The following is a 21,761-nucleotide window of genomic DNA, read 5'->3' as shown; positions in this document are numbered from 1 at the left end:
GCTCATTCTTGGTATACCAAACTGGTATGCCAAAAGGTATACCAAGAAGGTGGTCGACCAAAATGGCAGACCAGAGCGTCCGCGACCGGATCCGGGACCTGGTGCTCACCGGCGACCTCCGACCCGGCGACCGGTTGGTCGAGCGCCGGCTGGCCGAGCGGCTCGGCGTCTCCCGCATCCCGGTGCGCGAGGCACTGCGAGAGCTGGTCCACGAGGGGCTGGCCGAGGAGCGGGCCACCCGCGGCATGGTGGTGCGCGGCCTCGACCGGGACGATGTCGACGCTCTCTTCGACGTCCGCGGCGCGCTCGAGGACCTCATCTGCGAGCGGATCATCTCCCACGCGAGCGAGGTCGACCTCGACCGGCTCGACGACGTGCTGGGCCGCGCCCGGGACGCTCTGCGGCGCGGCACCGCCGACGAGGCGCGGGTGAGGAACGCCGAGTTCCACGTGGTCCTGGCCGAGCTGGCAGGCCCGGTCGTGGCAGCCGTCATGGAGCCGGTCGCAGGCCGGATGCGCTGGGTGCTGACCCGGCACGAGGATCCCGCCGAGATGCACCGTGCCCACGTGCGGATCGCGCGGGAGCTCCGTCGGCGCGACCTCGAGACCGCGCGGCACGAGCTCCGGCTCCACCTGCTCGAGAGCCAGGCGGAGGTCGGTGCGAGGCTTTCCTGACCATGGACGTCACCGCCCTCGTGCTCACCTTCGGTGCGATCTTCGTCGTCGAGCTGCCCGACAAGACCTTCCTCGCCACCTTGGTGCTGGCCACGAAGTACCGCCCGATCCTGGTCTGGCTCGGAGTGAGCGCTGCCTTCGCCGTCCAGACCACGGTGGCGGTCCTGCTCGGCCACGCGGCGTCGTTCCTGCCCGAGACCCTGGTGCGGACGGTCGTGCTGGTCATGTTCCTGGCCGGGGCGGTGATCCTCATCCGCGAGGGGCGCAGCCACCAGCAGGACTCCGGCGAGGAGTACGCCGAGGCCGCCAAGGCAGCCACCGGCTGGCGGGCGGTGCTGGCGTCGTTCCTGGTCCTCTTCGCCGCCGAGTGGGGCGACCTCTCGCAGCTCCTGACGATCTCCCTGGTGGCCAAGTACGAAGCGCCGGTGAGCGTCTTCATCGGCGCCCTCGCCGCGCTGATGGTGGTCAGTGGGCTCGCCGTGGTGGCCGGCCGCACGCTGCTGAGGTTCGTCTCGTTGCACGTGCTGCACTACGTCGGCGCCGCGGTCTGCCTGCTGCTCGCGGCGCTGACCTTCGTGGAGCTGGTCCGCTGAACCGGCACACCGCGAGGGCCCGGCTGCCGGCCGGGCGCTGGTTAGAGTTCCGCGCATGACCGACCAGGCCCCCCACGGCGCGGACAGCGAGGTCGGCCGGCTGCGGACCGTGCTGCTGCACCGGCCGGGACCGGAGCTGAAGCGGCTCACGCCTCGCAACAACGACAAGCTCCTCTTCGACGGCATCCCGTGGGTGCGCCGCGCCCAGGACGAGCACGACGCGTTCGCCGCCGAGCTGCGCAGCCGTGACGTCGAGGTCCTCTACCTGACCGACCTGCTCACCGAGACCCTCGAGCAGGAGGACGCCCGGGCGGCGGCCATCGAGGAGGCGCTGCGCGACCTCGACCTCGGCGACACGATGCGCGGCTACCTGGAGGGGCTGCTCGAGGACGCGCCGCCCGCCGAGCTGACGACGTACCTCACCGCCGGCATCCGCAACGACGAGGTCCGCGGGGGTTTCGGGCTGGTGACCAGCCTGCTGGCACACGACGACTTCCTCATCGACCCGCTGCCCAACCTGCTGTTCACCCGCGACTCGTCGGTATGGGTGCGCGACCGGGTCGCGATCACCTCCCTGGCCATGCCCGCGCGCAAGCGCGAGACCGAGCTGACCGAGCTGATCTACAGCCGGCACCCGCGGTTCGCCGGCACCCCGCGGATGCACGGCGCCCACCTCGAGCACGTCGAGGGCGGTGACGTGCTGCTGCTGGCACCCGGCGTCATCGCGGTCGGCTGCGGCGAGCGCACGACGCCCGCGGGCGCCGAGCGGCTGGCCCGGCAGTGCTTCCGGGCCGGGCTGGCGCACACCGTGCTCGCGGTGCCGATCGCCCAGGAGCGGGCAACCATGCACCTCGACACCATCTGCACGCTCGTCGACGTCGACAAGATGGTCGTCTACCCCAACATGGCCGACTCCCTGGTCGCCTACACCGTCAAGCCGAACGGTGACGCGGAGCCGGAGGGCGACCTCGTCCTCGACGTCTCCGAGGCCGAGCCGTTCCTGGTGGCAGCGGCCAAGGCGATGAGCATCGACACCCTGCACCACATCGACACCGGCCTCGACCCGGTCACCGCCGAGCGCGAGCAGTGGGACGACGGCAACAACACCCTCGCCCTGGCACCGCGGGTCGCCGTCGCCTACGAGCGCAACGACGAGACCAACGCCCGCCTCGAGGACGCCGGCATCGAGGTGGTCCGGATCGCCGGCTCCGAGCTCGGGTCGGGCCGTGGTGGGCCGCGCTGCATGAGCTGCCCGATCTCGCGGGAGCCGCTCGGCTGACCTGCGGCGCAACCGCGGGATGAGGGTTTGATGAGAGTTCGGGCGCGGCCCGAACCCGGCCGGCGAGCCGCACGTGCACCCGGCATGCACAAGACCATCGCCGCCCTGTCCACCATCGCCATGACCTGCGCGCTCGCCGGCGTGGCCACCGCCGCACCCAGCCACCGCCACGGACAGGACGGTCACGCTCACGGCAAGGTGGACGTCGACATCCTCTCGCCGCGTCCCGGTGACCGAGCGGGTACGGCGGGCGCCGGCTGGTTCGTCGACGTCAAGGTTGGCTTCCGCGACCTGTCCACCGCGGCGACCGGGTTCACCGGCACCCAGCTCACCGGCCCGGCCGGGCACAACAACGTGCCGCCGTTCCCGGGCACCTTCTCCACCGGCGCCGACGACCACCTCCCCGGCCTCGTCGTGCTGTCCAGCACCACGAGCGCGACCCAGCCCGGCTTCTCGGGTCCGGGCACCAACCTGGCCAACCTGTTCAACCTCACCGGCGTCACCGACCACTCGCGCGACGGGTTCGAGGTCCAGGACACCTGGATCGTCGGTGGCCCGCTGTTCGGCACGGACGTCGACAGCACCATCACCGTCGCCGTGGTCAAGGACCTCGACCACGACGGCGTGCTCGACGACGCCCCGGCCGTCGTCCCCGACCTCAACCAGGACGGCAGGGTCGACCGGCGCGACCTGGAGCGGCTCGGGGTCGCCTCCGACGTCGAGACCGTGACCTTCCACATCGTCGGCGCGCCCTAGTCAGCAGCCTGCTCCCGGACCGTGCCTTCGCGCGGCCTGCCTCGTTGGTCAGGGTGCACCCGGGGCGTGGTCAACACGACCACGCCCGGGCACGACCGACCGAAAGGCTGACGATGGCAGACACCTTCTTCTCGATGTTCACACCCGAGGAGATCGCCCGCATCAGTGCGTCCGGGACCCGGGTGACGCTGCCCGAGGGCTGGGCGCCGATCTCGGAGTCGACGGCCGCCGACAAGGCCTACGTCGTCCTCGACGGCACCGTCTCGGTCCGGTCCCACGGCACCGAGGTGGCCCGGCTCGGCCCGGGCGACATCGTGGGCGAGCGGGCGATCCTCAACCACTCGCTGCGGACCGCGACCATCGTCGCGCTCACCCCGCTGGAGCTGATCCACTTCACCAAGGAGCAGCTCGACCGGCTCGACGTCGAGATGCCGACGTTCCACGAGGCGCTGGAGAAGACCGCCGCCGCACGGTTCCCGCAGACCACCAGCTGACGTGGACGCCGCGGCCGACCACGCCGACCACGCCGACCACGCCGACCTCTCCGAGGCGCTCGACGTCGTCGAGCGGTACCTCCTCGGCGACGCCCCGACGCTGACCCGGGCCGAGGTCTGCGAGCAGGCCGGCGTACCGCTCGAGGTCGCCGAGGAGCTCTGGCGCCGGCTCGGCTTCCCGCACCAGGCGGACGACGCGGTCGCGTTCACCCCCGCGGACGTCCGGGCGCTCGAGTACACCCGCGACCTCATGGAGCTCGGCGTCCTCAGCGCGGAGCACCAGGCCGCGCTGGTCCGGACGTGGGGCCGGAGCTACGCGCGGCTCGCCGAGTGGCAGACCAGGCTGCTCACCGACGTGGCGCTGCAGAGTCCGGACCCGGCGCGGCAGGTCGCCGACCTGGCCTCCGAGGTGCTGCCGCGGGTCGAGGCGCTGCAGTCCTACGTCTGGCGCCGGCACCTCGCCAGTGCCGGCAACCGGCTGCTGGCCGGCGACTCCGCAGGCTCGGACACCGCACCGATGGCGGTGGTCTTCGTCGACATCGTCGGCTTCACCTCGCGCAGCAAGGAGCTGGACGAGGCCGGGCTGGTGCGATGGGTCGAGTACTTCGAGGACGAGTGCTCGGGCCTCGTCGTCGATCACGGCGGACGGGTGATCAAGAACATCGGCGACGAGGTGCTGTTCGTCATCGACCACGCCGAAGCGGCCGCCGACGTCGCGCTCACCATGACCGCGCGCGGGTCGGACGCCGACGACGACTTCCCGGCGGTGCGCGCGGGGCTCGCGTACGGCGATGTGGTCTTGCGGCTCGGTGACGTGTTCGGCCCCACCGTCAACATCGCCTCCCGGCTCACCTCGCTCGCCCGGCCCGGATCGGTGCTGGTCGACCGCGGCGCACACGACGAGCTGACCGACGACCCCGATGACCACGATGACCACGACGACCACGAGCACGGTGACTTCGCGTTCAGGAGGATGCGGCGTACGTCGGTCAAGGGGTACGCCCGGCTCCAGGCCTGGGTGCTGCGCCGGGCCGGCTCCTGACGATCCGGCTGCAGAACGACGGGCCGGCCGCGGCCGGATGGACAAGTCCTCGCGTGGGTACCGCCGGCGTGTCTCGCTGTCGGAGACGCGCCCGAGGACGCGCGCTGCTACCGCGTCCTCGGGTTCTCCGACATGATGCGGCCGTGCAGCGGTTCCGCTGGCTCGCCCTGGCGGCGGCCGCCACCATCTCTCTCTGCCTCACCAGCATCCCGGCCGACGCGGCCAGGACCGGTCCACCCGCAGCTCGGACGACAGCCGCACCGGCTCCTCGCTCGGCCGTCGGGCCGGTGACCCTGGGCCGGGTCGCCCCGACCGGCAGCTCGGCGTGCCTCGTGAACTTCCTCTGGTACCAGGCCTTCCAGGACCCCGACAAGGCGCCGTACCGCGTCCCCTACGACGGCGTCGTCACCTCGGTGTCCCACTTCGCGAGCGGGGTCAGTGGCCGGATCCAGGCGGCGTTCATCGCGCCCGCGGGCACCGACTTCGTCTACAACGTGACCCAGCGCAGCGCGAAGCTGACCCTCACGCCGAACCAGCTCAACACCTTCGCCGTGCGGATGCCCGTGCACGCCGGAGAGATCCTGACCCTGCGCACGGTCGACCCGAACCTCCGCTGCATCGCGCCCGGGGGCACCATCGACCAGATCACGGCGGAGGAGGTCCTCGACGGCGAGACGACATTCGGTCCCCCGACGGTCAGCCAGCTCCACCAGTTCGTCAACATCTCCGCCGTCCTCGAGCCGGACGTCGACGGCGACGGCTACGGCGACGCCAGCCAGGACGGCTGCCCGCAGCTGGCCGCGGTCCACGACCCGTGCCCCGCGCCGGTGGTCCGCATCACCAAGGCGCCGGCCAAGCGGGTCGCCGGACCCAGGGTGCGGATCAAGTTCACAGCCAACCTCGCCGGGTCGGCGTTCGGCTGCAGCGTCGACGGCCGGGCGTTCAAGCCCTGCCACTCGCCGTTCAAGAGCAAGCTCCTGACCGGGACGCACACGGTGCGCATCCAGGCGACCAGCCCCGTCGGTGTCGCGGGCGACCCGGTGACCGTGCAGTTCAAGGTCAAACCGAAGAGGCCACGCGGCTAGCGAATCGTGACCTGACGGTTGGCCAGCCCGGAGCGGGCCGAGCGCTCGTCACCGGTCAGCGCGGAGGAGTTGGCCAGCGCCGCATCGAGGTCCGCCTTGAACGTCGAGGCCGGGTCCTCGAGCGCCTCCGGCCCGGTGCCGACGGGCAGGTCCCAGACCGGGGCGAGCAGGCCGTGCGCACGGAACATCCCGACCAGCCGGGCACCCTCGACGATGACGTCTCTGCCGGCCACGTGCAGCCGCGCCAGCGCGTCGAGCAGCTCGTCCTCGGGCTCGGGCATCACCCAGCGGAGGTGCTCCTTGGTGCCGACGTTGGTCCAGTACGCCGCCTCGACCTGGGTCAGCCGCTCGGTCGGGTTGGCGGCGGCGTTCGCCTGCTCGAGCGCGGCCGCGAGGTCGTCCTTCTCCTCGACGTCGGAGATCCAGAAGTCGAAGCCGTCGTGCACGGTGACCTTCAGCTCCTTGTCGGTCACCAGGTCCTGGAGCCGCGGGCCGGGGCCGGGCGGGTCGGTCAGCCCGATGATGCCGGACTCCTCGGCGTCGATGGCCGCCTGCAGCACGGCGCCCAGGTCCCGGGAAGGGTCGCCGAAGCTGTGCTGCACCTGCAGCCCCAGCCACAGCTGGCCGCTGTCGCGGACCATCGCCGGCGCGGCCATCGGCAGGAGCGTGCAGAGCAGCACCGGCTTGTCGGTCCCCTTGACCGAGATCGGCGCCGTCGCGGACGGCACCAGCTCACGCATCGCGACGACGTCGCACTCCGAGGGCAGCCCCTCGAACGGCCGCGCGACGTAGACGCCACCGGCGCCACCCTCGGCCCCGTGGCACGCCTTGAAGCGCTTCCCCGAGCCGCACGGGCAGGGCTGCCGGGGCCCGACCTCGCCGGGAGCGGTCTCGCGGGCCTTGATGCGTGACTTCTTCGCCATGCGACCGACGTTAGTGCCCCGGCGTCTGTACCCCGCCCTACCGGCCCAGCAGCTCCAGGATGTACGCCGGCCTGTCGGTGATCACCGCCTTCACTCCGAGCTCCTGGCACAGCCGCAGCTCCGGCTCGGTGTTCACCGTCCACACGTGCACGTCGTGGCCGGCGCCGACGATCCGCTCGGCCAGCCTGGGGTGCTCGGTCAGCAGCTCGATGCCCGGGCCGAGCACCCAGTCCGCGCCGACGACGCGGCGCAGCATCGGCCAGTACGGCGGCCGTTCCAGCAGCTGCACCAGGCGGACCCCCGGCGCCAGCCGCTCCATCCGCTGGAGGGCCGTGTGGCTGAAGCTCATCACCCGGGCCGGGCTCGGCTGGCCGTGGCCGGCCTGGTCCCAGCCGAAGTCGTGGAGCATGTCCGCGACCCGGCGCTCGACCAGCCCGCCGTAGCGGGTCGGGTGCTTGGTCTCGATCGCCACCTCGACCCGGCGGTCATAGTCGGCGACCGCCTCCAGCAGCTTGCGCAGGGTGAGCACCCCGTCGAGCTTCGCGTCGCGGTCCGGGGCCTCGTCGTCGAGCTCGGCCCACGGGTTCTTCCACGACGCGAAGTCGAGCGCCTCGAGGTCCTCCAGGTTCGCGTTGGAGACCAGCCCCTTGCGGGCCGCGGTGCGCCGCAGGTCACGGTCGTGCACGCAGACCAGGTGACCGTCGGCGGTGAGCCGGACATCGCACTCGAGCCCCTCGGCCCCGGCGTCCAGCGCCTTGAGGTAGGCGCCGAGGGTGTGCTCGGCGTTCTCGAAGCTCGCGCCCCGGTGCGCGACCACCTGCGGCGGCGCCGCGGACCGAGGCATGGCGCCATTGTGACGCGTCCCGACGGCAAAGCCGCGGATGGGGGCGCTGGCGTTCCGCGGCGTCCGACGGCGTCAATAGCCCGGCCGGCGCTGTCCGGCCGCCGCGACGAGGTGGTACGACGAGGCATGGCCATGGAGAGCGGGTCCGCCCGGAAGACCTACCTCTACCTGCGCGTCGGCCTCGTCGCCCTCGCGGTCTTCCTCGGCGTCTCGCTGGTGATCGAGATCGCCTTCGGCGACACCGAGTGGCAGGGCTCGATCAGCGCGTACTACTACACGCCGGTCCGCAGCGTCTTCGTCGGCACGCTCACCGCGATGGGTGTCTGCCTGATCGCCATCAAGGGCCGGGACCGGCCGCGCGAGGACCTGATGCTCAACCTGGCCGGGATGTGCGCACCGGTCGTCGCGATGGTCCCGACACCGCTCGAGGACGCCGACTGCAGCGGCTCCGGGCGCTGCGTGCCGCAGGCCTTCGTCCCCGGCGTGGTGAACAACGTCGAGGCCCTGGTCGTGGTCGGCGCACTGGGGCTGCTGTTCGCCGCGCGCACGGTGCGCCGCGGCGACCACGAGCGCGGCGACCTCGTCGCCCTCGGGCTGGCGGCCGCCGGCCTGGTCGGCTTCACGATCTGGTTCGCGGTGGGTCGTGACTCGTTCCTGAGCTTCGCGCACTACGGCACGGCGGTCCCGATGTTCGGGCTGATCGTCGCGGTGGCACTGGTCAACGCCGCCCGGGTCGAAGAGTTCGTGGCAGCCGGCGGCACGCTGCCCATGGGCCGGTCGTACGCCGCCTTCAAGCGCGCCTACCGCGCGATCGCCTACTCCATGGGTGTCGTCATCGGCGGCGCGCTGGTGCTGTTCGTCGTCAAGGCCGCCACCGGCTCCGAGCCGTTCGCGCACTGGGTCTTCGTCGTCGAGGCCCTGCTGCTGGTGGCGTTCACGGCGTTCTGGATCCTGCAAACGGTGCAGTACGCCGAGGACGGCGCGCCCGAGTAGCGGCGCGCACGCGGCCTCAGCCGGTGAGCGCGACGCGCCGGGCCCAGACCAGCGGCCACGGAGCCGGCGAGCGGCGGCGGCCGGAACGCAGCTTGCGGCTGCGTCGGGGTGGGCGGGCTGTCCTGGTGCGCTCGGCCTCGAGCGCGTGGACGAGCTCGAGGGCGACGTGGGGGCTCAGGGTGATCGAGTTCATGACGTGCTCCCGGGGGGGTGGGTCCTGCTGACGTCATCGACTCTGGTCCTGAGACGGCATCGGCCAATCGGGCTAAGTCCCTATGTCTGTCGCGGCTTCCAGGCCGCGCGGACGCCGCGGTCCGCCTGAGGTACTCAGCTGAGGTACTCAGAGGCGCAGATCACAGCTGATCGCGGCCGGCGGTCCTCATCCCGGGCCGAGCAACACCCCGGGGTTGAGCACGCTGGCCGGGTCGAGCACCGCCTTGCCCGCACGCAGGGCGGCCGCGAAGAGGTCGGGACGCTGGCGGTCGTACCACGGCCGGTGGTCGCGGCCGACGGCGTGGTGGTGGGTGATGCTCGCGCCGGCACCGACGAGCGCTTCGGAGACCGCGGCCTTGATCTCGTCCCACTGCTCGACGGTCCGGCCCCACCGGCCCGCGGCGTAGATGCCGAAGTACGGCGCCGGGCCATCGGGGTAGACGTGGGTGAACCGGCAGCTCAGCACTCCGGTCGCACCGACCTGCCGCATCGCGTCCGCGGCCGCGGTCTCGACCGCGGCGCGGACCTCGGGGAACCGGTCCCACGTGCAGGCGGTCTCGAAGGTCTCGACGATCATGCCGTGCGCCGCGAGCGCGTCGCGCTGGTAGGGCATGCGCAGGAACGCCGAGCGCCAGCGACTGCCGGCGTCGTCCGTCGCCTCGGTGGGCCCGGCCGACTCGGGGAGCACGCCACCGTGATCGCGGCACAGCTCGAGCGCCCGGCCCATCGAGGCGGTGACCGGGTGGTCGGCCGACTCGAAGCCGAGGACGAGGACCGCGGTAGGCGAGTCCGCGTTGACCAGCGCCTCGACGGGGTCGAGCAGCCGGCAGTTCGCAGGTTGCAGCCCGGACTGGGACAAGGTCCGGACCGCCTGCACGCCGTCGTCGTACGACGCGAACGCCACCGACGCGGCCTCGCGCCACCGCGGCCGGTCCTGCAGGCGCAGCCAGGCCTGCGTGATGACGCCGAGGGTGCCCTCCGAGCCGAGGAACATCCGGTCCGGGGCCGGCCCCGCGCCGGAGGCGGGCAGCCGGCGGGACTCGACGACGCCGGCCGGGGTAACGACGCGCAGCGACTCGGTGAGGTCGTCGATGTGGGTCGGGCCGGTGGCGAAGTGGCCACCGGCACGCGTCGCGAGCCAGCCGCCGACGGAGGAGAACTCGAAGGACTGGGGGAAGAACCGCAGGGTGAGGCCGCGCGGCCGGAGCTGCTGCTCGAGGTGCGGGCCGAGCACGCCCGCCTGCACCAGCGCTGCCCTGCTGGTCGGGTCGACCTCGAGCACCCGGTCCAGGGAGCCCAGGTCGAGGCTCACCACTCCCGCGTAGCCGTCGCCGACCCGGGGCTCGACGCCGCCGACCACCGACGAGCCGCCGCCGTAGGGCACCACGGCCACGCGGGCCTCGCTGCACCAGTCGAGGAGCTGGGCGACCTCGGCCTCCTGCGTGGGGCGGAGGACGAGGTCGGGCACGTGCTCGACCCGGCCGAGCAGGGCGCGGACGACGTCGCGAAACGCTTTGCCGTGGCTGTGCGCGAGCCGATCGGTCGGCGCCTCCGAGGCCAGCGGTGAGAGGGCGGCCGGCGGCCGGACCCGGCTGGGCGGCACCTCGAACGCCTCGACCGGTGGCGGCGCGTGGCTCTCGAGCCCGGCATCGGGCAGGAGCGCCCGGACCCGGTCGAGGAGCGCCCGCAGCTCGTCGCCGGCCACCGCGTCCTCGACGGTGCCCCAGCCCCACCACGATCGGGTCCTGGCGGCCATCGTCGGGCTCAGGCGTGCTGGCGCAGGTAGCGCCCGAAGTGCGGCACGGTGAAGGCGATCCGCCCGCGTTCGCCGGAGTAGATGAGCCCCTTCTTCAGCAAGGAGTCGCGGGCCGGGGAGAGCGACTGCGGCTTCTTGCCGAGAACGTCGGCGACCTCGGCAGTGCCCACCGAGCCGACCGCGTCGGCGTCCGGCCCAGCCGCGTCGGCCATGGCCCGCAGGTAGTCGCGCTCCCCCGGTGTCGCGCGCTCGTAGCGGCTGCCGAAGAAGCCCACCGCGAGCTCGCGCTCGGCCTCGGGGGCGGCGACCCCGACGTCACCGGCGGTGATCGGCGAGCGCGGAGCGTGGTCCCAGACCGTCTTGCCGTAGGCCTGGATGAAGTAGGGGTAGCCCCCGGTCGCGGCGTACATCGCGGCGAGCGCGTCGTCGTCGTAGGCCGCGTCCTCCTCCGCGGCCGGTGCGGTCAGCGCGCGGTCGGCCTCCTCGCGGGTCAGGCGGTCGATGCGCTGGTAGGAGAACAGCCGCTCGGAGTAGGACTTGCTGGCGCTCAGCACCGCCGGCAGGTGCGGCAGGCCGGCGCCCACCACGATCACCGGCAGCCCGGACTGGCTGACCTCGTGGCACGCGGCGCAGAGCGCGGAGACGTCGTCGGGACCGAGGTCCTGCATCTCGTCGACGAACACCGCGACGCCCTTGCCCAGGTCGGCGGCGAGGCCGCCCACGTCGTTCATCAGCTCGACCAGGTCGATCTCGACGTCGCCGGAGTCGGCCCGGCCGCGCACTGCGGGTACGTCGATGCCCGGGCTCCACCGGTCGCGCAGCCTGGCGTCGGGGCCGGCCTGCCGCTCGGCGAAGGAGCGGACGACCCCGAGCACGTGGTCCGCGTCCTGGTGCCCGAGCTCGCGCACCGCCTGGTGCAGCGCGCCGGCCAGCGGCCTCCTCAGTGACTGCTCCGGGCGCGCCTCGAGCTTGCCGGTCCCCCAGCCCTTGCGCACCGCCTGCCCGCGCATGGTGTTGAGGAGGACTGTCTTGCCGACGCCGCGCAGCCCGGTCAGCACCAGCGAGCGCTCCGGGCGGTGCCGGGCCACGCGCTCGAGGACGACGTCGAAGGCGCGCAGCTGCTCGTCGCGGCCCGCCAGCTCCGGTGGCCGCTGGCCGGCGCCGGGCGCGTAGGGGTTCCGGACCGGGTCCACGGCTATGACCGTATGGCGTCGTCTAGCCGATTCCTTAGATTTGCCCCGGCCCCGTCGGCGATTCGTCTGCGCGGCGCCGAGGACGCGGCTCCCGGTCGCACCGCAGACGAACCGGGCTCAGGCGGTGGTGCGCGTCGGTGCGTGGCGGTAGGCCCGGTCGAGACCGTCCCGGAGCAGCTCGATCAGCTCGGGCACCTCGTCCACGGAGAGGCGGAACGACGCCGCGCAGACGTTGTCGCGCCACAGCGAGAGCACCACGAGGTCCGACTCCTGGTGCCAGGAGACGCGGAGCGCGCGGTCCTCGCCGCGGGCGTCGAAGAAGATCGACCCCACCGCGGGAAGCGGCCGCGCGGCGTCCATCTCGCCATCATGCCCCTCGCTCCCATGGCTGTCACCGGTTCCGCCGCCGGGATAGTCCGTGACGATTTGGTTGTGGAGAACGGTGTTCGTACGACCGAATCGTCACGGACTATCCCGGCGGGTGGTCCCACCTAGACTTCAGGCGTGCCCGAGCTCCCCGAGGTGGAAGCACTGGCCCTCGACCTGAAGGGCCGGCTGGACGGGCATGCCATCGCGACCGTGCACATCGCGGCGTTCAGCGCGCTGAAGACCTTCGACCCCCCGCTGCGCGCGCTCGAAGGGCTGATGGTCGACGACGTAACCCGGCACGGCAAGTTCCTCGACATGCACGTCGGCGGGCTGCACCTGGTCGTCCATCTGGCCCGCGGCGGCTGGATCCGCTGGCGTGACGAGGTGCCGACGCTGCCGCCCCGGCCCGGCGGCAAGAACCCGCTGGCCGCCCGGGTCGTCCTCGATGACCAGTCCGGCCTCGACATCACCGAGGCCGGCACCAAGAAGCGGCTGGCCATCTACCTCGTGCGCGACCCGCACGACGTCCCCGGCATCGCGACCCTCGGCCCCGACCCGCTCACCGACGACTTCACCCTCGAGCGGTTCCAGGAGATCCTCCGGGCGGAGGGCCGCAAGCAGATCAAGGGGGTGCTGCGCCACCAGGGCACCATCGCCGGCATCGGCAACGCCTACTCCGACGAGATCCTGCACGCCGCCCGGATGTCGCCTTATCGGTCCGCGGCCTCGGTGCTCGAGGGCGCCGGAGGGGACGACACCGACCTGGTGGTGCTGTACGACGCCATCCGGGTCACCCTCGGTGACGCTGTCGAGCGGTCCCGGGGGCTGGCGATGAGCGAGCTGAAGGGCGAGAAGAAGTCCAACATGGCCGTGCACGGCCGCACCGGCGAGGCCTGCCCGGTCTGCGGCGACACCGTGCGTGAGGTGTCCTTCGCCGACTCCAGCCTGCAGTACTGCCCGACCTGCCAGACGGGCGGGAAGCCGCTCGCCGACCGCCGGATGAGCAAGCTGCTCAAGTAGCCGCACCCACCTCGTGGTCAACTTGACCACATGGACGGCACCCCCACCGTGGCGATCTCCGGCGTCCCCGACCCGCTGCCCGAGGGCCTCGTCGTCCTCGACGTCCGCGAGCCTGTGGAGTGGCAGTACGGCCACATCGAGGGTGCGCTGCACATCCCGATGTCGGAGCTGCCCGGCCGCACCGACGAGCTCCCGGACGCCCAGACGCTCGTCGTGTGCAAGGTCGGCGCGCGGTCGGCGCGCGTGGTCGCCTGGCTGGTCCAGCAGGGCCGCGACGCGGTCAACCTCGACGGCGGGCTGCTGGAGTGGGAGGCAGCCGGACGCGCGATGGTCAGCGAGACGGGCCAGCCCCCGGTGGTCGTCTAGATGACTGGTTCCACCGGATCGTGCGAGCGAGCGGCGCTCAGCGCCGCGCTGGCAAGGCGCGGGCGCGATGTCGTACTTGGTCGTCCAACGAGCGTCCGCAACGCCGCCAGCGCGGATGCTGAGCGTCGCGTAGCGTGCGAGCCCTTGGAATCGGTCATCTAGCTTCCGCTGTGGTCGCCGAGCTCCGGGCAGGCCTTGCCGACGTAGTCGTCGAAGGCGTCGAGCTTCCTCTGGTCGGCCTCGTCGACGTCGCCGATGTGCGCGAGGTCGTCGACGGTCGCGTCGTCGGGAAGGGCCTTGATCTTCGTGACCGTGAGGTCGAAGCCGGCCCTGGCGTCCGACGGCATGTCCTTCGGCGTACCGAGGTCGGCGAGCCGGGCGGCGGCGTCCTTGATCGTCTTGATGTAGGCCTCGAGGTCCTTGGTCGGGTCCGCGGTGGCGTACTGGGCCTTGAAGTCGTCGAGGGCGCCGCAGAAGGCCTTGGTCGTCGGTGCGTCCGAACCGCTTCCGCCGTCGTCGTCACCGCTGCAGCCCACCGCACCGCCCGCGACGAGGACGAGGCCGGCGGCCAGAAGTCCGAGCTTCATGTGTCCTCCTGGGTCGGTGCGTCGGCTCCACGATTCCACGCGGGTGGTGCCGGGAGGGTCAGCGCCCTCGCCAACAGCTCGAGGTACTTCGCCCGCGGCACCTCCACCGCGCCGAGGGTGGCCAGGTGCGGCGTCACCCACTGCACGTCCAGCAACCGGCCGTCGACTCCGTCCTCGGTCAGCAGCGAGACCAGCCCGACCAGCGCCACCTTCGACGCGTCGCGGACGCGGTGGAACATCGACTCCCCCGCGAACAGCCCACCGATCCCGACGCCGTACAGCCCGCCGGCCAGCTCGCCGTCGCGCCACGCCTCGACCGAGTGCGCCCAGCCGAGGCGGTGCAGCTCGCCGTACGCCTCGGCGATGTCGCTGGTGATCCAGCCCGAGTCGCGGCGCGGGTCGCCGCAGCCCGCGACCACCTCGTCGAACGCCGTGTCGACGCGGATCTCGAACTCCCGGCACGAGCGGCGCAGCGACCGCGAGACGACCAGGCCGTCGATCGGGACGATCCCACGGTGGACCGGCGAGAACCAGTGCATCGGTGGCCGCACCCCGTGCTCGGGCATCGGGAAGATGCCACGGCGGTACGCCGCCAGCAGCGTGCCCGGGGCCAGGTCCGCGCCGATCCCGATCAGGTCGTCATCGGCGTCTCGCGGGTCCGGGAACACCCAGGGCGTCGCAGGGGGCTCGACCGGCACCCGGGAGACGGTAGCGGGCGCCGGCGCCGGGGTAACTCACCGTTCGGTCGGGGCCCCGGCGTTCGAACGCCAGAGGAGCCGACCGAACGGTGAGGTACCCCGAAGGATGAGAGCCGCCCACCTCCCGCTCCGTACGATTTGCCACGTGGGCATGACCAGCAAGGCCGCCGGCGCGACAGTGAAGCAGCTCGCGCCGCGCATCGGCGAGCTCGCGCCGGGGCTGACCACGACGTTCGTCGGAGAGGCGCTGCACCGCGCGATCGCCGGGGTCGGGCCGCTGCCGCCGGCCGCCGCGGCCGCGGAAGCCCAGCTTGAGGAGCAGAAGGGCGACGTCGACCGGGCCATCCACGAGGTGATCGAGAACCACGTCCGCTACGCCGCGGCGCAGGGGTTCGCCACCAACCTCGGCGGCCTGGTGACCATGGCGTTCATGGTCCCCGCCAACATCACCGGGCTGACCCTGGTCCAGTGCCGGATGGTCGCCGGCATCGCGCACCTGCGGGGCTACGACCTCGACGACCCGCGGGTGCGCAACGCGATCCTCATGACGATGCTCGGTGAGGACACCGTCGACGCGCTCGTGAAGAAGCGCAAGCTCCCCGCACCGCCGATGGCGCTGGCGACCGCTCCGGTCAACGACCCCGACCTCGACCGGGTCATCTCCGCGGAGGTGGCCGCCGAGCTCGTCAACCGCGTCGCGGGCAAGCGGCTCGCCTCGACCGTCGCGCGGAAGATCCCGATCGCCGGCGGCTTCGTCGGGCTCGGTGCCGACGCCTACGCCACATGGAGGGTCGGCCGCTACGCCGACCGCGAGCTCCTGCCCCGCGCCCGCCGGTAGACGCTGAGCACGGTCCGGCCGGCGCGACTGCGCTCGAGGCGTACGACGATCCCGTGCCGGAGCCGGTACGACGGAGTCGCGTGGGCCCGCTCGAGCGCGCCACGGACGTCGGCGAGCTCGGCGTGCAGCCGCTCCTGCTCGTGGCGCATCCGGGCGTTGTCGAGCAGCAGCGCGGTGATCGCGTCGACCGCGGCCGCGGCGACGTGCCGCTCGCGGGGCCGGTCCGGGTCGGTGTAGTCGGTGACCGGCGGCGCACCCACGAGGTCACCGAGGTCGCCGACCACGTCGTAGCCGCGCGCCTCGATCTCCGAGATCCACGACGCGGACAGCTCCTGCACCCAGGGGTGCAGCTCCGGGGGCAGTGCCAGCCGCGGCGAGCGGGTCCGCCGGGACAGGGTCTGGTGGGCCAGCAGCTCGCGGACCAGCGGCCGGTAGTCGGCCGGCGCCAGCTCGGCGTTCGCCTTGCGGTTGATCCGCCGGAGCAGCGCGGTCTCGGGAGCGCCGAGCGACGGGTTGTGCCGCTCGCCCTCGAGGTCGAGGTCGATGCCGTCGAGCCCGAAGGCCTGGCTGAACCGCTTCCACAGCAGCTCCGGCGCCCCGCCGGGCGGCGGCACGGTGACCAGGTGGACCTGCGACGGCGGGAGGTCCTGCCCCCACCGGTCGAGGATGTCGGGGATCTCCTGCACCCCCCAGAACCACGCCCCGATCCGGGTCGCGCGCTCGGGATCGGTGATCTGGTCGAGGAACGCGCCGTAGGACAGCCGGGCGCGGTGCTTGAGGTTCTCCTGCCACTCCGCCGGGATCTGGCGGACCAGGTCGCGCACGCTGAGCACGAGGTGCACCTCGGTCGCGTCGCCGTGGCCCAGCGACTCCAGGGCCTGCCCGATCTGGGCCCGCGACGCGGTGGCCAGGATCTCGTGACTGACGATCGCCGTGCCGTCGTGCGCCCTGACCTGCTCGGCCAGCGCGTCCCAGGCGCCGATCGCCTCGGCCTGCAGCCCGCCCCACGGCAGCTGCATCAGGTCCAGCGCCGCGAGGAAGTGGCCGTCGTGGCGGGTGGCGGGGTAGGCGATACCGGCCTCGGCCAGCACCTCCCGGTTGCGGAACAGCACGTCCTGGAGGTACGACGTCCCGGTCTTCGGCGTCCCGACGTGGAGGAGGACCTTCCGGCTCACGTGGCCTCCTCCTCCAGCAGCAGCTCGATCGCCAGGTCGAGGACCGAGCCGACAGGGCGGTCCGGCGGCGTGGTCAGCAACACGTCCGGGTCCCCGAGGACAGGGTAACCAGCGCGCAGCAGCCGCTGCCGCAGGGCGAACGCGGCGTCGTCCACCCAGTCGCGGTGCTCGGGCGGCACCGTCGGGAGCCCTCCGGTCGCCGCGGCCAGCCTCGGCCGCAGGACGGTGTCGAGCAGCTGGGTCTGCTCGGCGGGAAGGACGAGGAGGCTCAGCGCGCTACCGACCTGGCGCGCGAGCTCGGTGGCGTGGGCGGGCGGGTCGACGACGGCGTCGAGACGGCGTACGCCGACCAGCCGCGGCAGCGCCGCCGGGTCGAGCACCACGCCGACCCGGCCGGTGTGCGGCCTGGCCCGGAACCGGTCGACCACCTCGGGCAGCGCCACCCGCCGCGGCAGCCGGCGGCGCGCGCGCACCTTCGCCAGGAAGTCGGGCCAGCTCGGCGCACCCTCGCCGAACGCGCCGGCCGCCCACGTGTGCGCGAGCATCGCCGCGACGCCGGTCCCGAGCACGTGCACGGAGCGGCCACCGCCGCCGGGTGGCCGCCCGTCCGCGACGAGCTGGGAGGTGTACGCCGCGGCCAGCCAGGGGTCGCCGGCCAGCTCGTAGCGAGGCCGGAACCGTCGAGTGACGCGAAACCGCTGCCGATCGGGGCTAGGGACAGCACTTTCACGACGTTCGACGAGCCCGGCGGCCAGCAACCCCGTCGCCACCCGCAGCAGCTCGTCGTCCGGCAGCTCCGCGGGATCGACGGCGGGCGGACCGAACCGGCGGTCCACGTCGACACCAACGAGCTCGAGGTCGGGGCGGCCGCGGCCCGGTGCGGACGCCGCGAGCACACGGTCGGCCAGGGCGGTGGACGGGCGGCCCGCGAGGTTGAGCCGGCGCAGCAGCTCGAGCTGCTGGGCACCGGGCAGGAACCGGCCCCCGCGAGCGCTCCCCGCGATCGGCTCGCGGGGTGGAGAGGCCTCCGGTCCGTCGGCCGACTGCCACGCGGCCCAGGGCGTCGTACCGCCGGCGCGCAGGTGGGCCACCCAGGCCCAGGCCCGGGCCCGGCCGAGCTCGACGGAGGTGCTCATCGGCGCAGGAGGCGCGCCCACCGGGCAGCCCGCGAGGTCAGCGTGTCGTCCGGGTCGGGTCGGCGGGCGGCCTCCATGGTCAGCGCGACGATCGCGTCGACCGCCGCCGAGGTGACCTCGCGCGGACGCGGCCGGTCGGGGTCGTGCCACTCGGTGCCGTCCGGCGGGCGCACCGGCCGCAGCTCGTCGAGGTCACCGACGACGTCGACACCGGCGCCCTTGACCCAGTCGATCCAGCCTTGGGCCACCTCCTCGGCCCAGTCGTAGGCGTCCGGTGGCAGCGTCACGGGAGTCATCCGCGGCCGCAGCGCCAGGGTCTCGTGCACCACGAGCTGGCGCACCAGGGCGCGGTAGCTGTCCGAGGGCAGCCCGGCCTCCTTCAGCCGCACGTTGACCCGGCGCAGCAGCGTCGCCTCGGCGGCGCCGATCGACGGGTTGCTGCGCGCTCCCTCCCGCGGTGCCCAGGCCGGGTCGATCCCGAGCGCCGTGCAGAACCGCTGCCACAGCTCCTCCGGCGGACCCCCGGGCCGCGGCACCGTCACCACGTGCACCCGGGACGGCGCCAGGCCGTTGCCCCAGCGCTCGAGCACGCCGGGCAGCCCCTGGACCCGCCAGAACCATCGCGTAGCCCGCTTGGAGCCGCCGCGCTGGTCGCTCTCGCGGATCTGCTTCAGGAAGGTCCGGAACGAGACCTTCCTCTGGTGCTTCAGCTGCTCCTGCCACTCGGCCGCGACCTGCCGGGCCACGTCCCGCGCGCTGTAGACGACGTGGACCTCCGCGAACGACAGGTCGTCCAGCGCTCGCCGCGCCTCGCCGGGCTTGGCGCCGGCCAGGATCTCGTGGCTGAGCACGACGGTCCCCCGGGCGCGGCGGGTCCGGCGTACGAGCGCCTCCCACTCGCCCTCGGCCTGCGGCCGCATCCCACCCCAGGGCCGGTCGAGGAGGTCGAGCGCGGCCAGGAACATGTCCGGGTTCGTGCCGGTCGGGTAGCGGTAGCCGTGCCGCTTCAGCGAGGCGGCGTTGAGCGCCAGCCGGTCCTGGAGATAGGTCGTGCCGGTCTTGGGCGCACCGACGTGCACGTACACGCGGCGCTGGGTCATGCCTCCGATTGTGACAGCGCGCGGACCACGGCCGAGGGAGACGGGCGGCCGAGCTCGCCGGCCATCCACGCGCTGGTGGCCACGAGCGCGTCGAGGTCGACGCCGTGCTCGATGCCGAGGCCGTTGAGCAGCCAGACGAGGTCCTCGGTGGCGAGGTTGCCGGTGGCGCTCTTGGCGTAGGGGCAGCCGCCGAGCCCGCCGGCGCTGGCATCGAAGGTGGTGATGCCTGACTGGAGTGCGGAGTAGGTGTTGGCCAGCGCCTGGCCGTAGGTGTCGTGGAAGTGCATGGCCAGGTCGGACTTCGACATGCCCGCCGCCTCGAAGGCCGCGATCAGCTCGGTCACCTGGCCGGCGGTGCCGACGCCGATGGTGTCGCCCAGGCTCAGCTGGCCGGCGCCGAGGTCGAAGAGCCGCTTGCCCACGCGGACCACCTGCTCGACCGGCACCGCGCCCTCCCACGGGTCGCCGAAGCACATCGAGACGTACGCGCGGACGTCGAGCCCGGCGTCGCGGGCGCGCTTCACCGTGGGCTCGAACATCGCGAACTGCTCGTCGAGGCTGCGGTTGAGGTTGCGCTGGGCGAAGGTCTCGGTGGCGGAGCCGAAGATCGCGACGTGCCGCAGCCCCAGCTCCAGGGCGCGGTCGAGGCCGCGCTCGTTGGGGACCAGCACGGGAAGGTCCTTGCCGTCCTCGCCGAGCCTGGTCATCAGCTCCTCGGCGTCGGCCAGCTGCGGCACCCACTTCGGGTGCACGAACGACGTCGCCTCGACCACCGGCAGCCCGGCGGCGAGGAGGCGGCGCACGAACTGCTCCTTGACATCGACGGGGACCATCGACTTCTCGTTCTGGAGCCCGTCGCGGGGGCCGACCTCGTAGATCGTGACCGTCTCAGGAAGCTGCATCGCCCTGCCCTCCGTCCACCACGAACAACGTCGCCCCGAGCGCCACCTGTTCCCCCTTGGCTGCGCCCACGGTGGTGACGGTTCCCGGGAACGGCGCCTTGAGGCTCAGCTCCATCTTCATCGCCTCGAGCACGCCGAGCACCTGTCCCTCCTCGACCGCGTCGCCCTCGGCCACGCGGACGTCGAGCACGGTGCCGGGCATCGGAGCGGTGAGCGCGCCGTCGGCGACCGCCGGCCCGTGGTCGCCCATCACGTCGGGTCGCCCGAACACGAACCGCTGTCCGTGGTGGACCACCTCGACCCGGTCGTGGCGCACCGCGGCCACCGGGCGGACGGCGGGCGGGACGGTGAGCGTGACGAGCTCGTCGAGCTCCACCACGACCGGCGCCGGGTCGGCGCCGAGCCGGAACCCGTCCGAGGCGAACGGGCCGTCGTCGGTCCGGTCGCGGAGGAAGACCTCCCAGGCCGCGAGCTCCCGCGCCGGGCCGGGGTCGGGGGCGGGCACCTCGTGCCGGTCCAGCCACGCGGTGTCGATCGCGGCGTCGCGGAACTCCTCGCTCGCCACCAGTGCGCGCAGGAACCCGGCGTTGGTGGTCAGCCCGAGGATCGCGGTGTCGTCGAGGGCGGCGACCAGCGCCTGGCGTGCGCTCTCGCGGTCCGGCCCGTGGGCGATCACCTTTCCGAGCATCGGGTCGTACGCCGTGGACACCACCTGGCCGGACTCGAGCGCCTGGTCAACCCGCACGTCCGACGGCCAGTGCACGACGGTGGCGGTGCCGGCCTGGGGCAGGAAGCCGTTGAAGGAGTCCTCGGCGTAGACCCGGGCCTCGATGGCGTGGCCAGAGACGGTCACGTCGTCCTGGGTCAGGCCGAGGGGCTCGCCGGCGGCCACCCGGAGCTGCAGCTCGACGAGGTCGAGCCCGGTGATCGCCTCGGTGACCGGGTGCTCGACCTGGAGGCGGGTGTTCATCTCGAGGAAGTACGCCTCATCGGTGTCGGCGTCGAGCAGGAACTCGACCGTCCCGGCGTTGGTGTAGCCGACCTGCTTCGCCAGCGCGACCGCTGAGGAGGTGATGAGCTCACGGACGGCCGGGCTGATCCGTGGAGCGGGTGCCTCCTCCAGCACCTTCTGGTGGCGCCGCTGCGTGGAGCAGTCCCGCTCCCACAGGTGCAGCACCGTGCCGTGGGTGTCCGCCAGCACCTGGACCTCGATGTGCCGGCCGTGCTCGACGTACTTCTCGACCAGGATCGTGTCGTCGCCGAACGCGCTCGCGGCCTCCCGTCTCGCGGCGGCCACCGCCTCGTCGTAGTCGTCCTGGGAGCGGACGACGCGCATGCCCTTGCCGCCGCCGCCGGCGGCGGCCTTGACCAGGATCGGGCCGGCCCAGGCTCCTTGGCGAGCGTCATCGCCGCGGGGCACCACCGGCACGCCGGCGGCGGTCGCGATCTCGCGGGCGGCGTCCTTGCGGCCCATCTGCTCCATCACCGTGGCGGTCGGGCCGACGAGCACGATGCCGGCCTGCTCCAGCGCCTCGGCGAACGCAGCGCGCTCGGACAGGAACCCGTAGCCGGGATGGACCGCCCGCGCGCCGGTGCCCTTCGCGGCGGCGACGACGGCGTCGATGTCGAGATAGCTGTCGACGTGCACCGCCTCGTCAGCGGCCCGGACGTGCGGGGCGGTCGCGTCGACGTCGGTGTGGATCGCCACGGTGGTGATCCCGAGCC

24 protein-coding genes are annotated in these 21,761 nt (G+C 72.9%); 11 read left to right on the top strand and 13 right to left on the bottom strand.

All coding sequences use genetic code 11. From position 1 onward, the window contains the following. The first annotated feature begins 62 nt into the window (after nucleotides 1-62). The 7 genes from VFV89_RS10400 to VFV89_RS10370 all read left to right on the top strand — a co-directional run bounded on the left by VFV89_RS10400 (nucleotide 63) and on the right by VFV89_RS10370 (nucleotide 5,923). Nucleotides 63-674, top strand: a complete 612-nt coding sequence (locus tag VFV89_RS10400) for a GntR family transcriptional regulator (RefSeq protein ID WP_329705862.1) — start codon at nucleotides 63-65, stop codon at nucleotides 672-674. Nucleotides 675-676: 2 nt separating this feature from the next. Beyond that, the gene (locus VFV89_RS10395) at nucleotides 677-1,267 is read left to right on the top strand and encodes a TMEM165/GDT1 family protein (protein ID WP_329705861.1); all 591 of its coding nucleotides are present in this window, start codon (nucleotides 677-679) and stop codon (nucleotides 1,265-1,267) included. A 55-nt stretch (nucleotides 1,268-1,322) separates the two neighbouring features. Beyond that, a complete protein-coding gene (locus VFV89_RS10390) occupies nucleotides 1,323-2,546 on the top strand; it encodes an arginine deiminase (RefSeq protein WP_329705860.1) in 1,224 nt (407 codons plus the stop codon). Between the two features lie 84 nt (nucleotides 2,547-2,630). After that, complete coding sequence (locus tag VFV89_RS10385; RefSeq protein WP_329705859.1) at nucleotides 2,631-3,302, top strand: hypothetical protein; 672 nt, start codon at nucleotides 2,631-2,633, stop codon at nucleotides 3,300-3,302. Between the two features lie 113 nt (nucleotides 3,303-3,415). Continuing rightward, complete coding sequence (locus tag VFV89_RS10380) at nucleotides 3,416-3,796, top strand: cyclic nucleotide-binding domain-containing protein (protein WP_329705858.1); 381 nt, start codon at nucleotides 3,416-3,418, stop codon at nucleotides 3,794-3,796. Nucleotide 3,797: 1 nt separating this feature from the next. Beyond that, nucleotides 3,798-4,838 carry an adenylate/guanylate cyclase domain-containing protein gene (locus VFV89_RS10375; RefSeq protein WP_329705857.1) on the top strand — a complete coding sequence of 347 codons (1,041 nt, stop codon included), beginning with the start codon at nucleotides 3,798-3,800 and terminating at the stop codon, nucleotides 4,836-4,838. A 143-nt stretch (nucleotides 4,839-4,981) separates the two neighbouring features. Further along, entirely contained in the window at nucleotides 4,982-5,923 is a 942-nt protein-coding gene (locus VFV89_RS10370; protein WP_329705856.1) for a hypothetical protein, read from the top strand. Here VFV89_RS10370 and VFV89_RS10365 read toward each other — a convergent pair. Both VFV89_RS10365 and VFV89_RS10360 read right to left on the bottom strand, forming a co-directional pair. Next, complete coding sequence (locus VFV89_RS10365) at nucleotides 5,920-6,846, bottom strand: DUF5926 family protein (protein WP_329705855.1); 927 nt, start codon at nucleotides 6,844-6,846, stop codon at nucleotides 5,920-5,922. The genes VFV89_RS10370 and VFV89_RS10365 overlap by 4 nt on opposite strands. A gap of 37 nt (nucleotides 6,847-6,883) precedes the next feature. After that, entirely contained in the window at nucleotides 6,884-7,690 is an 807-nt protein-coding gene (locus VFV89_RS10360; protein WP_329705854.1) for a glycerophosphodiester phosphodiesterase, read from the bottom strand. 132 nt (nucleotides 7,691-7,822) lie between these two features. Between VFV89_RS10360 and VFV89_RS10355 the strand changes: the two genes are divergently transcribed. Then, the gene (locus VFV89_RS10355) at nucleotides 7,823-8,683 is read left to right on the top strand and encodes a hypothetical protein (RefSeq protein ID WP_329705853.1); all 861 of its coding nucleotides are present in this window, start codon (nucleotides 7,823-7,825) and stop codon (nucleotides 8,681-8,683) included. Between the two features lie 16 nt (nucleotides 8,684-8,699). Here VFV89_RS10355 and VFV89_RS10350 read toward each other — a convergent pair whose 3' ends face one another. The 4 genes from VFV89_RS10350 to VFV89_RS10335 form a co-directional block, all read right to left on the bottom strand. Next, nucleotides 8,700-8,876 (bottom strand): hypothetical protein, encoded by a 177-nt coding sequence (locus VFV89_RS10350; RefSeq protein ID WP_329705852.1) that lies wholly within the window; start codon nucleotides 8,874-8,876, stop codon nucleotides 8,700-8,702. A gap of 186 nt (nucleotides 8,877-9,062) precedes the next feature. Continuing rightward, nucleotides 9,063-10,652: an FAD-binding oxidoreductase gene (locus VFV89_RS10345; RefSeq protein WP_329705851.1), complete on the bottom strand. Its 1,590-nt coding sequence runs from the start codon at nucleotides 10,650-10,652 to the stop codon at nucleotides 9,063-9,065. A gap of 8 nt (nucleotides 10,653-10,660) precedes the next feature. Further along, nucleotides 10,661-11,845, bottom strand: coding sequence for an ATP-binding protein (locus VFV89_RS10340; RefSeq protein WP_329705850.1), 1,185 nt, complete (start codon nucleotides 11,843-11,845; stop codon nucleotides 10,661-10,663). Nucleotides 11,846-11,962: 117 nt separating this feature from the next. Then, nucleotides 11,963-12,205, bottom strand: coding sequence for a hypothetical protein (locus VFV89_RS10335; RefSeq protein WP_329705849.1), 243 nt, complete (start codon nucleotides 12,203-12,205; stop codon nucleotides 11,963-11,965). A 144-nt stretch (nucleotides 12,206-12,349) separates the two neighbouring features. Here VFV89_RS10335 and VFV89_RS10330 point away from each other — a divergent pair, with 144 nt between their 5' ends. Both VFV89_RS10330 and VFV89_RS10325 read left to right on the top strand, forming a co-directional pair. Beyond that, nucleotides 12,350-13,234, top strand: coding sequence for an Fpg/Nei family DNA glycosylase (locus VFV89_RS10330; RefSeq protein ID WP_329705848.1), 885 nt, complete (start codon nucleotides 12,350-12,352; stop codon nucleotides 13,232-13,234). Between the two features lie 30 nt (nucleotides 13,235-13,264). Next, nucleotides 13,265-13,600, top strand: coding sequence for a rhodanese-like domain-containing protein (locus VFV89_RS10325; protein ID WP_329705847.1), 336 nt, complete (start codon nucleotides 13,265-13,267; stop codon nucleotides 13,598-13,600). Nucleotides 13,601-13,758: 158 nt separating this feature from the next. Here VFV89_RS10325 and VFV89_RS10320 read toward each other — a convergent pair whose 3' ends face one another. Continuing rightward, complete coding sequence (locus VFV89_RS10320; RefSeq protein WP_329705846.1) at nucleotides 13,759-14,187, bottom strand: hypothetical protein; 429 nt, start codon at nucleotides 14,185-14,187, stop codon at nucleotides 13,759-13,761. Next, complete coding sequence (gene aat, locus VFV89_RS10315) at nucleotides 14,184-14,885, bottom strand: leucyl/phenylalanyl-tRNA--protein transferase (protein ID WP_329705845.1); 702 nt, start codon at nucleotides 14,883-14,885, stop codon at nucleotides 14,184-14,186. Before aat ends, VFV89_RS10320 begins: the two co-directional genes overlap by 4 nt. Before the next feature lie 151 nt (nucleotides 14,886-15,036). On the opposite strand from aat, the gene VFV89_RS10310 reads away from it, so the two are divergent. After that, on the top strand, nucleotides 15,037-15,723 hold the full coding sequence (locus tag VFV89_RS10310) for an EcsC family protein (protein ID WP_329705863.1): 687 nt from the start codon (nucleotides 15,037-15,039) through the stop codon (nucleotides 15,721-15,723). On the opposite strand, the gene VFV89_RS10305 is transcribed toward VFV89_RS10310, so the two are convergent. The 5 genes from VFV89_RS10305 to VFV89_RS10285 form a co-directional block, all read right to left on the bottom strand. Continuing rightward, entirely contained in the window at nucleotides 15,684-16,898 is a 1,215-nt protein-coding gene (locus VFV89_RS10305) for a hypothetical protein (RefSeq protein WP_329705844.1), read from the bottom strand. The two genes, VFV89_RS10310 and VFV89_RS10305, sit on opposite strands and share 40 nt — an antisense overlap. Continuing rightward, nucleotides 16,895-18,034 (bottom strand): hypothetical protein, encoded by a 1,140-nt coding sequence (locus tag VFV89_RS10300; RefSeq protein WP_329705843.1) that lies wholly within the window; start codon nucleotides 18,032-18,034, stop codon nucleotides 16,895-16,897. Before VFV89_RS10300 ends, VFV89_RS10305 begins: the two co-directional genes overlap by 4 nt. Beyond that, nucleotides 18,031-19,134, bottom strand: coding sequence for a hypothetical protein (locus VFV89_RS10295; protein WP_329705842.1), 1,104 nt, complete (start codon nucleotides 19,132-19,134; stop codon nucleotides 18,031-18,033). The genes VFV89_RS10300 and VFV89_RS10295 overlap by 4 nt, the downstream gene beginning before the upstream one ends. Continuing rightward, nucleotides 19,131-20,036 (bottom strand): hydroxymethylglutaryl-CoA lyase, encoded by a 906-nt coding sequence (locus VFV89_RS10290; protein ID WP_329705841.1) that lies wholly within the window; start codon nucleotides 20,034-20,036, stop codon nucleotides 19,131-19,133. Before VFV89_RS10290 ends, VFV89_RS10295 begins: the two co-directional genes overlap by 4 nt. Further along, nucleotides 20,023-21,761 (bottom strand): acetyl/propionyl/methylcrotonyl-CoA carboxylase subunit alpha (locus VFV89_RS10285; protein ID WP_329705840.1); only part of this gene is annotated, 1,739 nt, incomplete at its 5' end. The genes VFV89_RS10285 and VFV89_RS10290, both read right to left, overlap by 14 nt.

It is taken from the genome of Nocardioides sp. (assembly GCF_036274455.1).
Taxonomy (GTDB): domain Bacteria; phylum Actinomycetota; class Actinomycetes; order Propionibacteriales; family Nocardioidaceae; genus Nocardioides.
This window is presented reverse-complemented; position numbering and strand designations above follow the sequence as displayed.

Coding starts and splice junctions, on each gene's coding strand:
- VFV89_RS10290 (WP_329705841.1), bottom strand. CDS start 20,036: ATGCAGCTTCCTGAGACGGTCACGATCTACGAGGTCGGCCCCCGCGAC.
- VFV89_RS10345 (WP_329705851.1), bottom strand. CDS start 10,652: ATGGCCGCCAGGACCCGATCGTGGTGGGGCTGGGGCACCGTCGAGGAC.
- VFV89_RS10310 (WP_329705863.1), top strand. CDS start 15,037: ATGACCAGCAAGGCCGCCGGCGCGACAGTGAAGCAGCTCGCGCCGCGC.
- VFV89_RS10335 (WP_329705849.1), bottom strand. CDS start 12,205: ATGGACGCCGCGCGGCCGCTTCCCGCGGTGGGGTCGATCTTCTTCGAC.
- VFV89_RS10320 (WP_329705846.1), bottom strand. CDS start 14,187: ATGAAGCTCGGACTTCTGGCCGCCGGCCTCGTCCTCGTCGCGGGCGGT.
- VFV89_RS10325 (WP_329705847.1), top strand. CDS start 13,265: ATGGACGGCACCCCCACCGTGGCGATCTCCGGCGTCCCCGACCCGCTG.
- VFV89_RS10390 (WP_329705860.1), top strand. CDS start 1,323: ATGACCGACCAGGCCCCCCACGGCGCGGACAGCGAGGTCGGCCGGCTG.
- VFV89_RS10400 (WP_329705862.1), top strand. CDS start 63: ATGGCAGACCAGAGCGTCCGCGACCGGATCCGGGACCTGGTGCTCACC.
- VFV89_RS10300 (WP_329705843.1), bottom strand. CDS start 18,034: ATGAGCACCTCCGTCGAGCTCGGCCGGGCCCGGGCCTGGGCCTGGGTG.
- VFV89_RS10360 (WP_329705854.1), bottom strand. CDS start 7,690: ATGCCTCGGTCCGCGGCGCCGCCGCAGGTGGTCGCGCACCGGGGCGCG.
- VFV89_RS10355 (WP_329705853.1), top strand. CDS start 7,823: ATGGAGAGCGGGTCCGCCCGGAAGACCTACCTCTACCTGCGCGTCGGC.
- VFV89_RS10395 (WP_329705861.1), top strand. CDS start 677: ATGGACGTCACCGCCCTCGTGCTCACCTTCGGTGCGATCTTCGTCGTC.
- VFV89_RS10350 (WP_329705852.1), bottom strand. CDS start 8,876: ATGAACTCGATCACCCTGAGCCCCCACGTCGCCCTCGAGCTCGTCCAC.
- VFV89_RS10385 (WP_329705859.1), top strand. CDS start 2,631: ATGCACAAGACCATCGCCGCCCTGTCCACCATCGCCATGACCTGCGCG.
- VFV89_RS10365 (WP_329705855.1), bottom strand. CDS start 6,846: ATGGCGAAGAAGTCACGCATCAAGGCCCGCGAGACCGCTCCCGGCGAG.
- VFV89_RS10380 (WP_329705858.1), top strand. CDS start 3,416: ATGGCAGACACCTTCTTCTCGATGTTCACACCCGAGGAGATCGCCCGC.
- VFV89_RS10295 (WP_329705842.1), bottom strand. CDS start 19,134: ATGACCCAGCGCCGCGTGTACGTGCACGTCGGTGCGCCCAAGACCGGC.